Source organism: Bifidobacterium sp. RTP21102st3_E2_RTP21102_210122 (assembly GCF_040916945.1).
GTDB lineage: Bacteria > Actinomycetota > Actinomycetes > Actinomycetales > Bifidobacteriaceae > Bifidobacterium > Bifidobacterium longum.
The window spans coordinates 198868-214181 of the sequence record NZ_JBCPAN010000001.1 but is presented as its reverse complement, the minus strand read 5'-3'; the positions used below and the strand labels follow the sequence as shown (position 1 = coordinate 214181).

11 protein-coding genes, 1 tRNA gene and 1 pseudogene are annotated in these 15314 nt (G+C 57.5%); 4 read left to right on the top strand and 9 right to left on the bottom strand.

Features of this window, described 5'->3' with window-relative positions; genetic code table 11:
- Positions 1–106: 106 nt before the first annotated feature.
- The 5 genes from AB5287_RS01005 to AB5287_RS00985 all read right to left on the bottom strand — a co-directional run bounded on the left by AB5287_RS01005 (position 107) and on the right by AB5287_RS00985 (position 3993).
- Positions 107–1963, bottom strand: a complete 1857-nt coding sequence (locus AB5287_RS01005; protein ID WP_195195439.1) for a long-chain fatty acid--CoA ligase — start codon at positions 1961–1963, stop codon at positions 107–109.
- Between the two features lie 128 nt (positions 1964–2091).
- Positions 2092–2598, bottom strand: a complete 507-nt coding sequence (gene mscL, locus AB5287_RS01000) for a large conductance mechanosensitive channel protein MscL (RefSeq protein ID WP_007052477.1) — start codon at positions 2596–2598, stop codon at positions 2092–2094.
- Between the two features lie 167 nt (positions 2599–2765).
- Positions 2766–3194 carry a nucleoside 2-deoxyribosyltransferase gene (locus AB5287_RS00995; RefSeq protein ID WP_007052476.1) on the bottom strand — a complete coding sequence of 143 codons (429 nt, stop codon included), beginning with the start codon at positions 3192–3194 and terminating at the stop codon, positions 2766–2768.
- Between the two features lie 165 nt (positions 3195–3359).
- Positions 3360–3764, bottom strand: a complete 405-nt coding sequence (locus AB5287_RS00990; RefSeq protein ID WP_007052474.1) for a GNAT family N-acetyltransferase — start codon at positions 3762–3764, stop codon at positions 3360–3362.
- Positions 3765–3920: 156 nt separating this feature from the next.
- A tRNA-Arg gene (locus AB5287_RS00985) sits at positions 3921–3993 on the bottom strand.
- Positions 3994–4248: 255 nt separating this feature from the next.
- On the opposite strand from AB5287_RS00985, the gene AB5287_RS00980 reads away from it, so the two are divergent.
- A complete protein-coding gene (locus tag AB5287_RS00980; RefSeq protein WP_368220384.1) occupies positions 4249–5361 on the top strand; it encodes an endonuclease/exonuclease/phosphatase family protein in 1113 nt (370 codons plus the stop codon).
- Positions 5362–5472: 111 nt separating this feature from the next.
- On the opposite strand, the gene AB5287_RS00975 is transcribed toward AB5287_RS00980, so the two are convergent.
- Both AB5287_RS00975 and AB5287_RS00970 read right to left on the bottom strand, forming a co-directional pair.
- A complete protein-coding gene (locus AB5287_RS00975; RefSeq protein ID WP_013141190.1) occupies positions 5473–6441 on the bottom strand; it encodes a Ppx/GppA phosphatase family protein in 969 nt (322 codons plus the stop codon).
- Between the two features lie 177 nt (positions 6442–6618).
- Positions 6619–7842, bottom strand: coding sequence for a pyridoxal phosphate-dependent aminotransferase (locus AB5287_RS00970; RefSeq protein WP_368220383.1), 1224 nt, complete (start codon positions 7840–7842; stop codon positions 6619–6621).
- A gap of 93 nt (positions 7843–7935) precedes the next feature.
- Between AB5287_RS00970 and AB5287_RS00965 the strand changes: the two genes are divergently transcribed.
- Positions 7936–8991, top strand: a complete 1056-nt coding sequence (locus AB5287_RS00965; protein WP_131235034.1) for a Gfo/Idh/MocA family protein — start codon at positions 7936–7938, stop codon at positions 8989–8991.
- A 30-nt stretch (positions 8992–9021) separates the two neighbouring features.
- Here AB5287_RS00965 and AB5287_RS00960 read toward each other — a convergent pair whose 3' ends face one another.
- The gene (locus AB5287_RS00960) at positions 9022–9477 is read right to left on the bottom strand and encodes a very short patch repair endonuclease (protein WP_029679301.1); all 456 of its coding nucleotides are present in this window, start codon (positions 9475–9477) and stop codon (positions 9022–9024) included.
- 133 nt (positions 9478–9610) lie between these two features.
- On the opposite strand from AB5287_RS00960, the pseudogene AB5287_RS00955 reads away from it, so the two are divergent.
- Positions 9611–9865: pseudogene (locus tag AB5287_RS00955) on the top strand (hypothetical protein); the annotation flags it as partial.
- Positions 9866–10556: 691 nt separating this feature from the next.
- On the top strand, positions 10557–11030 hold the full coding sequence (locus AB5287_RS00950; protein ID WP_251882902.1) for a hypothetical protein: 474 nt from the start codon (positions 10557–10559) through the stop codon (positions 11028–11030).
- Positions 11031–11096: 66 nt separating this feature from the next.
- Here the strand turns inward: AB5287_RS00950 and AB5287_RS00945 are convergent, their stop codons facing one another.
- Positions 11097–15281, bottom strand: coding sequence for a DEAD/DEAH box helicase (locus tag AB5287_RS00945; RefSeq protein WP_007058870.1), 4185 nt, complete (start codon positions 15279–15281; stop codon positions 11097–11099).
- Positions 15282–15314: the final 33 nt, after the last annotated feature.

Genomic DNA, 15314 nt, shown 5'->3' with positions numbered 1-15314 from the left:
CGGCCTTGTTGTTTCGCGGGCTAGCCGCGGTCTCTCCCAGTCAGCCTGCGGCTGACAGTTCCCTCGTCAGAGAGAGCTTATTTTTTGGATCAGAGGGAGTTGATAGCTACTTCTTCAACGGCACGTAGATCACGTCGTCAATGAGCTCGCGATAGTGCTCAACGATTTGCGCGCGACGGGTCTTCAGGCTCGGGGTCAGCATGCCGTTGGCCTCGGTGAATTCGTCTGGCAGAATCTCGAACTTACGAATCGACTCGGCGCGGGAAACGCCCTCGTTGGCGGCGTTCACCGCACGCTCCACCTCAGCGTGAACGATGGCGTTCTTGGCCAGCGAGGCCAGATCGGGTTCCGGTTTGGCGCCCTGGGATTCCAGCCAATTGTTGGCATCCGCCAGATCCAGCGTGACCAGAGCGGCCACGAACGGCTTCTTATCACCAATAACCAAGCACTGGTTGACCACAGGCGAGGTCATCACGGAAGCCTCAAGCAGACCCGGCGACACATTCTTGCCACCAGCGGTGATGATGAGGTCTTTCTTACGGCCGGTGATGGAGATGAAGCCATCTTCGGAGATATCGCCCAGATCGCCGGTGTGCAGCCAGCCATCAGTGATCTGCTGGGCAGTGACCCCAGGGTTGTTGTGGTAGCCCTTGCACACCAGCGGTCCTTTGACCACCAGCTCGCCGTCCTCGGCAATGCCGGCGGTGATACCGCACATCGGCATGCCGATGGTGCCGATGCGGTTGTCCTCTGGCAAGCTCACACACACCGGGCCGCAGGTTTCGGTCATGCCGTAGCCTTCCAGCACCGGCATGCCGATGCCGTTGAAGAAGTGGGAAAGCTCGGAGTCCATCGGAGCGCCGCCGGTGATGGCGAAGTCGGCGTTCGGACCGAAAATCGTGCGAATCTTCTTGTACACCACCTGCTCGTAGAAGGCGTGGGCGATACGTCCGGCAATCGGCAGCTGTTCGCCCTTCTGCTCGGCCTTGGACCATTCGCGCGCGTTTTCGGCGGCGCGCATGAACATCTTGCCAGCGAATCCGGTGCCGGCGCGCTGGGAGGCGGCGTTGTAGACCTTCTCGTACACACGCGGCACGGCGAGCAGCAGCGTGGGACCGAAGGTCTCGAAGTCCTTGACCATCGTCTTCATATTGGAGCTCAGGGCCAGCGAAATCGTGCCGCCAAAACTGAAGAATTCCAGGAATCGGGCGAACACATGGCTCAGGGGCAGGAACAGCAGCAGACGGCGGTTGGGCCATGCGCCGGCACGAGGCATGTACTGCAGCGCGGAAAGCACCAGGAAGGCGAAGTTGCGGTGGGTCAGTTCCACGCCCTTCGGGGTGCCTGTAGAGCCGGATGTGTAGACGATGGTGGCGCGGTCGTCGCCGTGGGAGGCTTCCTTGTATTCCCAGAATTCGGCGTCGGTGACGCTTTCGCCGTAGGTCTTGATGGCGTTCAGACCGCCGGCCTCGATTACGAACACGTTGCGCAGGGTGGGCACCTCATCGCGCACGGATTCGATCTTGTCACGCTGCCCGTCATCTTCGGCGATGGCGAGCGTGACTTTGGAATCGTTGAAAATCCAGCTGACCTGGCTGGCGGAGTTGGTCTCGTACACCGGCACGGTGAGCGCGCCGATGGACATGATCGCCATATCCAGCGCGGTCCATTCCCAGCGGGTGCGCGAGACGATGGCGACTGAATCGCCCTTATTGACGCCAAGTCCGACCAGGCCCTTGGCCAAGTCGATGACCATGTCACGGAATACTTGGGCGCTGTACGGGTGCCAAGTGCCATCATCGCCCTTGTATTCGATCATGGCACCTTCGGGATCGCGCTTGGCGCGGTTATCGAGCAGATCGAACAGGTTGATGTCGCTGTCAATCGGCTCCTTGACGGGATTGGTGAACTGCTTGACGATACGAGTATCGTTTATGGCCTTATCAGCGATGTTTTCAGTCATACTCCCCATGTAACTCCACGGATGCTACAAAACACGCGCGAAACAACGGATTGTCCAGACCAAATGGCCCCGGCAATCCGTTATTTCGGGCAAACCAGGTAAATCTGTCGCACCGTACATTCAGCAGATTACTCGGCGGAGTTATTGGCCTTTTTCAGCTCGTCGCGAATCTCCTGCAGCGTGGCGAGAGTCTGCTCTTCAACGCTAGGCCCCTGTTCTTCAGCGTCAGCCTCATCCTGGGCAGCAGTGAGATCACGAAGCTTATTAATCGGCAAAATCACGCAGAAATACACCGCCACGCCAACAAGCAGGAAGTTAATCAGCGCGTTAAGAATCGCACCAAATGAAACAGTCGAGTTGTTGAACGTGATGGTCAGCAGTCCGGAAAGATCCGGTACGCCGCCAATCATGCCGATTAATGGACTGATGAGATTGTCGACGATGGAATTGACCACAGCGGTAACGGCAGAGCCCATCACCACACCTACCGCCATATCAATCATCGATCCGCGCGACAGGAATTTCTTAAAGCCATTCAACGGACCTTTATCGGTCAAAGCAACAACTTTGCGAGCGGTTCCTCCCGTGGCCTTGGCAAAGTCGGTGGCAATATTCATGGGATTGTGGTTACTCATAACGGCACTCCTTACGAAATTCAGACACTTCACTTGTATCCGACTGGTTTTCCCACGACCCCATTATGCCGCTTGTTGGAATATCCCTATACCACTGCGGCGTTCCCGTACATGACTATGTACGAGAACGCCGCCAACCCTGCTTGCAGAGAACCTGTTAGAGCTGTTTAGAACTGGATGTAATCGACTTCCGTATGCTCGCCGGTTTCCAAGTATTTCGCCACATCATCAGGACCGACGAACACCAGTTCGACCGCTTGCGCAATCATCAGATTGACACGATCCATTGGCGTAAGGTTTTCGAAATAGCCGTACACCGGGATTCCCAGCGCATGCGCATATCCGATTTCGAACATCGTGCCCGGGTCCTCGTCCATAAGATTGGCGACCACGGCTTTAGCAGCATTAATGCCATGGATATCGTCCGCAAAGCATCCTTCAGGGCCTACTTCTTCGATCTGGCTGACAAACCGCGGCTTGAACAGTACCTTGCCATGGTCTTCCAATATCTTTTCCAAACGTTCCATACTTGCCGTTTGTTCAGGATCAAAGAACGGACCGGCCACATAGAAGTCATACTGTTTGTCTTCACTCATGGTCTCTAGTCATAGCGCAGCAACGTCGAACGTCAGCCGTTATTTTCACTGTATGGACAAGGGGTCGTATTGTGAACATTGCTACGGGATAACCGTCAACGACTACGTACGTTGCCCACGATTGGCGCATGCCGCCGCTCTTGCGCCGTCCGCACTGCCAGCCCGTCAGCCGCGATTGACGATTTGCATGGCGCGGCCATCGTCCATCAGGTGGAAGCCATGCTTCTGGTAGAACGGTGCGTTTTTGCTTTCCTCAGGCATGACTTCCAGCAAGAAGTAGTCGCGATACTTAGCCTTGACCAGTTCAACGAGATGGCTGCCGATATGCTGCCCGTGATATGCCGGATCTACCAGCACCCAATGCATATAGGCCACCATTTCGGTATCGTCGAGCACGCGAACCAAGCCGACCAAATGGCCGCCATCCCATGCGCTGATCACCGTATCCGAATGCTGCAATGCCTTGAACAACCGTTCCGGCCACTGCGCCGATTCCCAACCTACCGACTTGAACAGCGCCTCAACCTGCTCAACAGTAAACCGCTTCTCTTCCGTGTATTCGATAGCCATGGACCCTCACGACAACCGTGAAGCCCCACATGTCTTTGCATAGTTTCACACGACGGGATGATGGATAGTGGAACCTATACGTTTACACATGCCTAATGCCCATGGCTCATCACCGATGAATAGAGGCTGAGATACCGTCATGTTTCCGAAGCCAAGTGCCCGAGATCGGATTCGAACCGACGACACCCGCTTTAGGAGAGCGGTGCTCTATCCACTGAGCTACTCGGGCAACGACGTTTCATTGTACACGGCCACACGCCCAGTCGCATCATGTTCGCGTGGCAGCTTGCGCAAGCCATCCGGCAACCTGAGCAAGCCACATGGAGGAACCCGACATCAGGTCATGGCCCGGTCTTTCGTGCCAGTTTGGTGCGAACTGCTCTTGCGCACGGCGAAAAGACACTGAAAGACAAGCCGTACACGGTACAGTGGCAAATCGCACGAAAAGCAAAGTAACAGTAAACAAGCCGGAGGAAAGGGCAGCATGGCAAAGGCACGGAGTACTACCACAGGCGCAAGCGTACGAGCTCGCGCCGCTGCCAAGCCACGCTCTGCCAGAGCCACGGCACGCCCAGTATCCAAGTCTGCCGTGAAGCCACACAAACGGCATCGTCTGCTTGGTTTTCTCGCCACGATGTTCGCGCTTCTTGCCCTTGCCGGCGCTGCCGCCCGCGCGCTGCCTGCCGATTTACAGGAACTGCCATTTGCGCCGATTGTGGTATCGGCAACGCCATGGTTCACGTTGCTTGGCTTGATTGCCCTGCTGTTGGCCATCGTGTCGCGGCGTATCCTTGCCGCACTAATCGCCATCGCCGCAATCGCATGCAATGGCTATTGGCAATATCCGTTCTTCTACTCGACCGATCCACTCCCCCAAGCCGCGCAGAACGCCGTGGCCGCAGCCTCCCCCAACACCAGCGATGCCTACGCGCGCGTCATGACCTTCAATGTGTATAAGGGGCAGGCCGACCCGCAAGCCATCGTCGAGCTGGTTCGCGATCAGCGCGTCGAAGTGCTTGCTTTGCAGGAGACCACCGAGGATTTCGTCAAAAAACTCAATGAGGCTGGTATTGAGCATTATCTGCCGTATGCGCAGGTCTCATCGTCTGACGGCGTATTCGGTAACGGCCTCTGGTCGGCCACGCCACTTGCCGATCCGACCGACGATGACGTGAATTCCAGCGCCTCATTCATGCCCGGCGGCACGGTGGATATGGGTGGCCAGCAGATTCGATTCGTATCCGTGCACACCACCGCTCCCGTACCCGGCTACTGGCGGCAGTGGAAGCGATCGCTGGATGAGTTGGGTCTGATGCGCGAGCATACGGATACACGGTATATTTTCATGGGCGATTTCAACGCCACTTACGATCACACGCCATTCCGTGATTTTCTTGGCGACCGGTTCGTGGATGCCGCACGTGAATCCGGACACGGGTTTACGTTTTCGTGGCCTACGAACCGCGTGTATATGCCGATGTTCGCCGGTATTGACCACGTGGTGCTTGATCAGGGCATGAAGGCCGGGCAATGCAAGGTGGTCAAAGTCGAGGGCTCCGATCATGCGGCGTTGTTGGCTACCGTGGCGGTTGGGTGATTTGCGTAGTGTGATCGGCTACCACCCCCAGTCGGCTTCGCCAACAGCCCCCGCCAACGGAGGCAAGATTCCTCTTACCGGCTTGTCCCGCTAGCAGGAAGCCCGTACGAACTAGAAACCGAGGCGAGTGCGACCGAACTGGTCGAGCCAGCGCAGGATTGCGCCTTCGCGCAGGGCCCACGGGCAGATTTCGACTTCCTGAATATTCAGGGCCTTCATGATCTCGTCGGCCACCACGCCGCCGCCCACAATCTGCATCGTGCGTTCAGGAGTGATGCCAGGCAAAGCCACGCGCTGCTCAGGCGCGATCGCCGCCAGACGCGGAATCCAATCCTCTAGTTGTTCGCGGGTCATAATCCACGAATCCTCACGGCCCGGCGCACGCATCACCGCACCGCACAGGCGAGCCAGCGAACGGAAGGTCTTGGAGGTACCAACCGCATGATTCGGGTGCTTGGATTGCGGGAAAACCTTGACCATCGGCTCCAGAATCTTGCGCACGTTCTTACGCACGTCTTCCAACTCGTCGGGCGTGGCCATGCCGGAAGGCAGAAATTCAGTGGTGACGCGGCCCGCGCCAGCCGGGGCGGAAAGCGCCACGGTCGGCTCTTCGTCGGAACCCATCGCCACTTCAAGCGAGCCGCCGCCAATGTCCAGCACCAGCAGTCGGCCGGCATCCCAACCGTACCAACGGCGGGCGGCCAGGAAGGTCAGGCGAGCCTCATCCGTGCCAGACAACACGGTGACGCCCTGACCAATCAGTTCCTCGATCTTGTGAATCACCTTGTTGCCGTTCGGCGCCTCACGCAGGGCGGAGGTGGCCATAACCAGCAGCTGGGTGATTTCGTATTCCTCGGCCAGCCGCATACACTGGGACACGGCTTCCAGAATCGCCTCGATGCCGGACTTCTTGATTGAGCCGTCATCCTTTAAATACTTCATCAGGCGCACTGTGGATTTGGTGCTGGCCTCGGGGTCAGGGCGAGCGCCGGGAGCGGCGTCGACGATAAGCATGTGGATAGTGTTCGAACCGATATCAAGCACACCAAGTCGCGTGGTGCGCGAACGCAGATTGACCATGATCCCTATTCCTGACCTTACCCAACCCGTGATGGCCGAACAACGGGCCGACCATCGCAATCAGCCAGCCGTGCGCCACCATGGCGAGTCGTTCGGCCGGCAACCAACACCGCGAGGCCAGCCGAACATCACACAAACTCGACTACTGTACAACAATCACACCGGCTGCCGCGCCGTTCACAACGATTCGACGAACGTTCCGAGACGTTCCAGCCCCTCGGTCAGGGCCTCACGTGAGGCGGCATAGCTCAGGCGCACATGCGTATCCGCTGTGGCCGCACCGAAGTCGCGGCCAGGAGTCAGAGCCACATGGGCTTCATCCAGCGCGCGTTCGCAGAACGTCCAGGCATCCAGACCAGTACGGGAGATGTTGAAGTAGGCGTAGAACGCGCCATTCGGCTCCACCTCAACCGGCAAACCGATGCGCTTGAGCCCGTCAATCACAATGCGGCGACGGGCCAGCAATTCCTGACGACGAGCTTCGCATTCCGCCAAGCTTTCCGGCGTGAAGCAGGCGAGCGCCGCATGTTGCGTGGGCGTGTGGGCGCACAGGTAGTAGTTGGTGGCCAGATCGTCAACCGCTTCCAGCACAGTGGGCTCGTCCGGCAGAATCGCCCAGCCGAGGCGCCAGCCGGTCATGCCGAAGAACTTGGAGAAGCTGTTGCATACGATGGCATCGGGGTCGCAGGCCAGCACGGATTTGACTTCGGTACCGTCCGGCTCCCGGTCAGCCAAGTCGAGGTAGGTTTCGTCCACGATGCGCCATGCGCCGCGGCTGGCGGCCAACTTGCACACCTCGTCCAATACGTTGAAGTCGATGGTGGTGCCGGTGGGGTTGGACGGCGACGTGATCATTACGGCCTTGGTCTTGCTCGTCCAGTACTGGCTGCACAGGTCGGCGGTCAGGTGGAAGCGGGTGGCGGCCGAGGTCGGAACGTCGATGACCCGGCCTTCAAACGACCGCACAAGTTCGCGGTTGCATGGGTAGGAGGGGTCGGCCACAATCACATCGTCACCGGGGTCCACGGTCAGCGCGGTGGCCAACAGCAGGGCGGCCGAACCGCCGGCGGTCACGCAGATACGCTTGGGGTCGATGTCAAGGTCATGACGCTCGCGGTAGAAGTCGGCGATGGCCTGACGCAGTTCAGGTAGGCCCATGGCGGCGGTGTACGGCAGGGCCCGGCCGTCGTACTGTTCGCGCATGGCGTCGCGTACGGCGGGCGGCGCGCCGAAATCGGGCTCGCCAAGGCTTAATTTGATGACGCTGATACCTTGGGCGATCATCTTGTCTGCTTGTTCGCCGAATACCATGGCACGGAAGGGATTGGCCTCACGCGCTCGGCGGGACATGACTGGAGACGCGGCCGGAGATTGGGGCTGCTGCGCTGCTTCGTTTTCCATATTTCGGTTCTATCCGCCTCACGGGACAAGGTTTCTTCTTCTATAATCACTGTAGGTCGATTGAGTGTACCAACCCGTATTCAAGGAGGAATAATGAGTCGATTCAATGGCAAACGCGCCGAGTTCGAGGCCAGCGGCGAAAAGATCAACGTCGCGATTCTGGGTGCGGGCCGCATAGCTCACACCATGGCCGGCACCCTGACCCAGATGGCTGAAGATTCACTGTATTCCTCATGGATTCACCCGTATGCGGTAGCGGCCCGTGATATTACGCGCGCGCAGGCTTTTGCCGACCAATGGCATTTTGACAAGGCTTATGGATCGTATGAGGAGTTGACGGCGGACCCGGATGTGGATCTGGTGTATATCGCCACCCCGCACAGTCTGCACGCCGAACAGGCGATCCTGTGTATGAAAGCCGGCAAGAACGTGCTGGTGGAGAAGTCGTTCACCGCGAACGCCGGGCAGGCACGTGAGGCGCTGGCCGTGGCCGAGGAAACCGGCATGCTGTGCACGGAGGCCATCTGGACGCGCTACATGCCCAGCCGCAAGCTCATCAACGAAGTTATCGAGTCCGGCGAGATCGGCGAGGTGAAAGCGGCGAGCGCCAACCTGTGCTATCCGGTGTCCGGCAAGGCACGTATGACCGATCCGGCCTGTGCCGGTGGCGCGCTGCTCGATGTGGGCGTGTATCCGCTGAACTTCCTGGATATGGCGATCGGTGCCGACCATGGCCGCACGCTGGATCATTTCGATACGTCGATGATGGCCGCCGAAACCGGTGTGGATGCACAGAATTCCACCACGTTGTATTACGATGATGGCACGATGGCCGTGTCCACCAGTTCGATGCTGGTTTCCTCCGATCGCGGCGGCTACGTGTGGGGCACCGAAGGGTATTTGGTGGTCACCAATATCAACAATCCCGAGTCCATCGATATCTACAACAACGATCACAAGCCCGTGCGCAGTGTTGCGGTGCCGTCGCAGTTGACCGGTTATGAGTATGAGGTGGCCGATGCAGCCAACGCGCTGCTGGATGGCAAGATCGAATGCGAGGCGATGCCGCACGCCGACACCATCCGAATCATGGAGCTGATGGATGCGATTCGCGACCGTTGGGGCCTGAAGTTCCCGTTTGAGGTCTGATTTCAGCTCCCCTCCAGAGGGGAGCTGAAATTATTCCGCTGAATCTGCATCTCCTTCAACAATCTGCTCATACAGCCGTGCGAGGCGTTCGTCACGCACGGCTTTCGTTAATTCGCACTCCCATACGGTAATTACACGCCAGCCGGCGGCCTCCAGTTCAGCCCGCTGCGCGATGTCTCGATTGTGATTGCGCAGTAGCTTCGTCTGCCAGAATTCCACATTCGATTTCGGCATCGAATGTTTGGAACAGCCTTCATGCATGTGCCAGAAACAGCCGTTGATGAACACGATGGTGTGGTATTTCGGCAGTACTACATCCGGGTGGCCGGGGTAACGCTTGTCGTTCTTGCGGAATCGCAAACCCTTGCGAAACAGATAGCTGCGTACCAGCACCTCGATTTTGGTGTCTTTGCCACGAATATGCGACATCGTGTACGAACGGGTGCCCCGCTCATACTTCTCCACTGGCTGTTTCTTGCGATTCACGCACTCCAGACTACCGTGACGTTGCGGCGAGGATGAAAGCCTGAACGAACAATCACCCATCTTGCCCGTCCGTGTCTCTTATCGCGGGCAATGATCATCTGCCGGTCGAGACTGCACGATTAGACTGAATCAAATGGATGACATGATGATTCGTAGGGCCACGGCGGCCGATATTCCCCAAATCGACGAACTGCTGCGGCAGGTGCTCGAAGTGCATCATGCCGGCCGACCGGATCTGTTCAAAGGCGGTGTCAAGAAATACACGGACGAGGAATTGAAGGCGATTCTGGCCAACGATCAGACCCCTGTGTTCGTGGCGGTTGCGCCATCTGCCAATGACGGCACTGACGTCGAACATAACGCCGACTCCCCCGCCACCGACCAAGTGCAATGGCATAGCGCCAAGCGACGTCTGCTTTGCGAGATTTGCGAGAGATGAATGCGATACCAGCGTTCATGGCTATGCTCCTTAATCCAATATCAATGGATGAACCTGCACTGCCCCGTATGTCACCATCATAATATATCGAATATCAATATAAAAATATCGAAAATCACTTTCACCATTCACCCACACACATCGCGACGTGATCGACCGTTCTTGCCTTGCTCGCAGCATCCACGACCAACACGGGAAAGTCACTTTAAAAAAGCACTTTATCAATGTGGATAACTCGGAAGCTAGAACCACATACCCCCGTTCAGCTTGCCAATCAGAAACCTCATCCCATACCGTCAGATGCACCCGCACGCAACGACGCGTCAGACAACAGAAAGAAGGACCAATGAACATCTCTACGTTTACCCACAACTCCCACCCGGCAATTCGGTATACGCATTTTGTCTAGTGCGAGATTGAGAGTTATGATGACACGAAGAAAACTCATCATCAAGAAACTTCGGCAAGCGGCAAAGCAGCGAGGGCTCGATTTCTATTTGTTACGGCAAGGCAGCAGACATGAGGTTTACTGCCTGGACGGGTTGAGGATACCCATCCCCCGCCATAATGAAGTCTCAGAACGAACCACGCTGGATATCATCAACGAGAGCGAGCAGAAACTCGGAAAGGGGTGGTGGCAATGAGCAACTATGACGTGCTTGTGCAACCCGATGGCCGATATTGGTACGTTCAGGTACCAGCTATCGAACGGTCGACCCAGGCCAAAGGACTTGACGACATCGAGCCAATGGCTAAAGATCTCATCACTGTCATGAACGACGACGACAATCCGGAGCTCAAGGTGACGTTTGTGTTGCCGAAACAAGCCAAACAACACGTAACAGAAATGTTCCTGCAGCGCGAAATAGCAAAAAAAGCCAACGCACAAGCGGCTGCCGAATCCCGACTCGCCGCACGGGCCCTACGCAACGAGGGACTCACGTATCGACAAATCGGAGCTTTATTGGGGGTCTCCTACCAACGAGCATTTCAATTGGTCAACGGCAAAACAAAGCACAAAACGACAGCGTCCGAATCGCCTCAGCCAACAACTGAATCACGCTCCCCACGCACGCACCATGCCACACCGCTATCGACTCCGGTCTCGGCTTAGCGAACGGGTCCACAAAGCCCAGACTGTTTCCGCCTCCCAAGCTCAAGAGCACCGAGCAGGATCTTCTCATCCCAGCAGATTGAGGAGATCGTCCTTGGTGAGGGTGGCGATGGAGGCGGGAGCTTCGGTGAGGGCGCTGGCGCCGGTGCCGGCTTCGTCGGCAAGCAAGGAAGCATCGGTGAACTGGCGGGCGAGCTCGCTCTTGGTATGCTGAAGCTCCAAGATGCGTTCTTCGATGGTGTCCTTGGCCACCACCTGATACACGTTGACGTCTTCGGTCTGGCCGATACGATGTGCTCGGTCGGTGGCCTGATCCTGCGCGGCAGCGTTCCACCATGGATCGGCGTGGATGACCACGCTGGCACCGGTCAGGTTCAGTCCGGTGTTGCCGGCCTTCAATGAAATCAGGAAGGCGGGCGTATCGTCCGCATTGAACTGGTCGACGAGTTCGAGACGCTTCTTTTTAGGCGTGGATCCGGTGATGGTGTAGTAGCGTAGTCCTTGCGCGTCGAAACGTTCGGCGATCAGATCAAGGAAGCTGGTGAACTGGGAGAAGATCAGCGCCTTCTTGCCTTCGTTCACACAGGTTTCCACCAGTTCGGTGATGGCGGCAAGCTTGGCCGATTGATCCTTGGCATCGGCGTACAGCAGCCTCGGATCGCAGCAGATCTGGCGCAACTTGGTCAACTCGGCGAGGATGCGAATCTTCGACGTGTTGAAATCGGCTTCTTCGCTGTGTTCGAGCTGCATTCTGAGCCGCTGCTCGTGAGCCGCATACAGTTTGCGCTGTTCGCCGGCAAGCCGCACGGTCAGCGTGGTCTCTAGCTTGTCCGGCAAATCGGTCAACACCTGGGACTTCAGCCTGCGCTTGATGAACACGCCCACCAACGACTGCAATTGGCGAGATACCCGAGCGGCCTCAGGATTGACTTGTGCGGCGGCCCGACCTTCAGCCGTGCTGCCATCCGCGGCCCGGGCATTGGAGATGGGCAACTCATAACGCTCATGGAATCGCTTATATGAGCCGAGCAGCCCCGGCATCAGGAAGTCGAAAATGCTCCATAGTTCGGAGAGTCGGTTTTCGATCGGCGTGCCAGTCAAGGCGAAACGATGGTCGGCGGCCACGGCCTTGACCGCTTTGGCTATTTTCGTGGTGTGATTCTTGATGTACTGGGCTTCATCCAATGCCATGACATTGAAACGTTGCTCATTGGCGGTGTAATCATCGACATCTCGGCGCAGCAGGTCGTATGAGGTGATGAGCACGGTGGGTTCATCCGCCCGGAACGCACGGCCGATGGCGGTACGGCGCTCGGCTTTGGTACCGGCCACCACCACGGCATTGAAGCTCGGGGCGAACTTGGTGAATTCGGCACCCCAGTTGTACACCAAGGACGCCGGGCACACGATCAGCGATGGGCCAAGGCTGCCGTCGCCCATCTCGCCGGTATTCCGCTGATATCGAGACAGGAGCAACGCGATAAGCTGCACGGATTTACCCAAGCCCATCTCATCGGCCAGAATGCCGCCAAAACCCTTGTCGCACAACGTGTTCAGCCATTGAAAGCCTTCGACCTGATAAGGGCGCAGAATATGCTTGAGACTATCCGGCACTTCATACGACTTAGGGTCGATGATCTTGAGATCGTCGATGTATTCGGTGAACGAAGCGTCCTTGACTACATCGGAGCCGTCATCCGGCAGCTCACCATCCAGTAGGAATGCTCGACCGCCCGGCAACTCGATCAGTCCGGAGTTGAGCTGCTGCTCGCTCAGATCGAGGTCGCTGGCCAATCGGTCCAACGTGCTGAGATTCGCGCCGCTGAGTTTGACAAGCGTGCCGTCCTTCAACTGATGGAATCGTTGACGCCGACGGTACGAAGATAGCAAGGCACCCACTTCGTCCGGCGGCACTTCATCAGCGAGGGGTGATATCTCCACCAAGTTGCCTTTGATGGACAATCCGACTTTGACGCTTGGTGGCTTGGGCGCGATCAGCCGGTCAAAAGCCGGTGTGGTGAAGACCTCCCCCACTTCCTTTAGTGCCGGCAATCCCTCGTCAAAGAGACGAACGATCTGCGTGGTGTCATCGCGATCGATAGTGGCCGCATCAGACACGAATTTTTTGGTGGCCTTTCGCGCGGCCGGCGTTCGGAACCCATTCACCGTCTGATGAGTGGCGGCCGCAACGCGCTTGCGCTGGTCAGGCATGGTAAAGAATTCACGCACTACATCAATCGCAAGATGCTCAGCGTCGAAATCACGCCCAATCACGCCCCGAGACAAGGGGATGGAACGCTCGCCCTCAGCATGCACCGTCGGGCCATCGGGTAGCAACGGGACAATGGCATCGCCGTAGCGTGCCTTGACCTCGCATTGCACACCATGCTCATCACGATCCAGATAAAACTGGAGGCTGCATTCCGTAGGACTTAATTCAGCCAGCTCGCGAGGAATCTCACTGGCCTCCAACAGTCCGGCACCAACCAGCTGAGGCAATAGCGTGCGTGCGAATAGGGCGATGTCATCGCCGGCAATGACCTGTCCCTCGCCATCGGGTTCAAACAGGTCTCCCAATAGTCCTCGCAACGGAATCAATCGTTTCGGGCAACGGACGAATCGGCATCCTGCTGCGCTTTTACGCTGAGAGCCCGCCACCATGGCGGATACCGCACCGGCCGGATTAGTGGAGGCGAGCAACAGCCATACATTCTTGCCGCCGTCAATCACGGTTTCCACCGCTGGCACTCCGGTAAGCAGGTATCCGGCATCCGGACCATACGTATTGAAATCACGCCGCGCAATGCGCATGAGAAAATCTGGCTCGCCACCATCAACTGGCACCGATGCAGGCTGCCCGGAGAACCATGTGTTCAGCACGAGCTGTACGCCTCTGCCCTCACGTACGGACAGCAACCGGGCCACTTCCGGTGCTGAAAGCGTCAGATGACGGTCGATGGCGATATGCCCGTAATACCTGTCCTGCTGCTCGGCCGCACGACGCACGGCCATCGCATCATCAAGGACGTCCAGCAGGGGGCGCGAATCATCATCGAGCATATCCGGCGTATGAATAAAGGCAAGCTTCTGCCCATAATCCGCATAGTCGCCGTTCGCCATGGCAAGCACAAATTGCGGAATCGATTTCAGCACATAGCTGGACCCATTGGAAGCCGAGCCGATCTTGAACTCCACGCTCCACACGCCGTCGATGAAACTCAATATCGGGACAAGCTGCACCTGCCCCAAGCCCACAGTCTCGCTGTCACCCTGATACCCGCCGCCTCGGGTGCCGGCACGAGAGCCGTATCCGCTTTTTGTACGCCGAGCATTTGCACCGTTTTTCCCTTGCGTGGCATCAAACCGACGCATAACCGCATTGCGACGACGAATTTTGGCTTGAGCGTCTTGCCTATCGGCGTGCTCCATATAGTCAATCAGCGTCCGAGACGGTCGTGCGGCCCCGGCACGGTAGCCTTCAAAACGCTGCGGATCATCGCAGAATATGAAGGCGAGCGCAATCATGTGCTTGCACATGCCATAGCCACGGCCGTAAGCCGGGCATGAGCACTTGCCACCGACGGCTTCTCCCGTATCGAGGTCGAATTGCACGCTGGTACGATACCTACTCGATGGGCTGGTGGTGCCACGTAGAATACCGTCAAGCTCGGCATACCCGGTTCGATGATTTTCGCTGTATACCGGATTGATAACCATGGTGGCCGCTTTGCGCGCAATGCTACGGGCACGAGCGAGCACGGCATTCGACGATGACGATTCCACATCGTTGCGTAACGCAAGGATAGGGACGGCATGGGCTTCGGCACGCTTCGCAGACCCGGCGAAATGGCCTTCGTCCTCATCGTCGAACCATACGGAACGTCCTTGCCTGAAACGATAGGGCATCACCGCATCGGCGGCGGACAAACTGTCCGTTCCACCAAACGTTACGTCTCTGCTGCCGGCCGCGCCTGAGCTACCAAGTATTCCACCCGTCTCACCAGAAATGCCGCCTACTCCGCCGCTTTTACCGGCATAGATGCCCCTGCCCCCATTAGTGTCATCAGTGTCATCTATGTCATACCGACCGTCGTCGTAATCGGCATCTTCGTCGTCTCCTCTTTTCCAAGGATTGCGACGACGCAACGCATGGCCCCAGGAAACGCCGGAATCATCATCCTCATAAGGCAGGAGGCCATCGTCATCCGCATTATCGGGAACATGGCCAAACACACCATACCCTTTGCTCATGGGCGAGCCTCCTTTCCAGCGAATGTATTTCAA

Excerpts from the sequence above, each read along its gene's own strand:
- AB5287_RS01005 (WP_195195439.1), bottom strand. The coding sequence starts at position 1,963 with ATGACTGAAAACATCGCTGATAAGGCCATAAACGATACTCGTATCGTC.
- mscL (WP_007052477.1), bottom strand. The coding sequence starts at position 2,598 with ATGAGTAACCACAATCCCATGAATATTGCCACCGACTTTGCCAAGGCC.
- AB5287_RS00995 (WP_007052476.1), bottom strand. The coding sequence starts at position 3,194 with ATGAGTGAAGACAAACAGTATGACTTCTATGTGGCCGGTCCGTTCTTT.
- AB5287_RS00990 (WP_007052474.1), bottom strand. The coding sequence starts at position 3,764 with ATGGCTATCGAATACACGGAAGAGAAGCGGTTTACTGTTGAGCAGGTT.
- AB5287_RS00980 (WP_368220384.1), top strand. The coding sequence starts at position 4,249 with ATGGCAAAGGCACGGAGTACTACCACAGGCGCAAGCGTACGAGCTCGC.
- AB5287_RS00975 (WP_013141190.1), bottom strand. The coding sequence starts at position 6,441 with ATGGTCAATCTGCGTTCGCGCACCACGCGACTTGGTGTGCTTGATATC.
- AB5287_RS00970 (WP_368220383.1), bottom strand. The coding sequence starts at position 7,842 with ATGGAAAACGAAGCAGCGCAGCAGCCCCAATCTCCGGCCGCGTCTCCA.
- AB5287_RS00965 (WP_131235034.1), top strand. The coding sequence starts at position 7,936 with ATGAGTCGATTCAATGGCAAACGCGCCGAGTTCGAGGCCAGCGGCGAA.
- AB5287_RS00950 (WP_251882902.1), top strand. The coding sequence starts at position 10,557 with ATGAGCAACTATGACGTGCTTGTGCAACCCGATGGCCGATATTGGTAC.
- AB5287_RS00945 (WP_007058870.1), bottom strand. The coding sequence starts at position 15,281 with ATGAGCAAAGGGTATGGTGTGTTTGGCCATGTTCCCGATAATGCGGAT.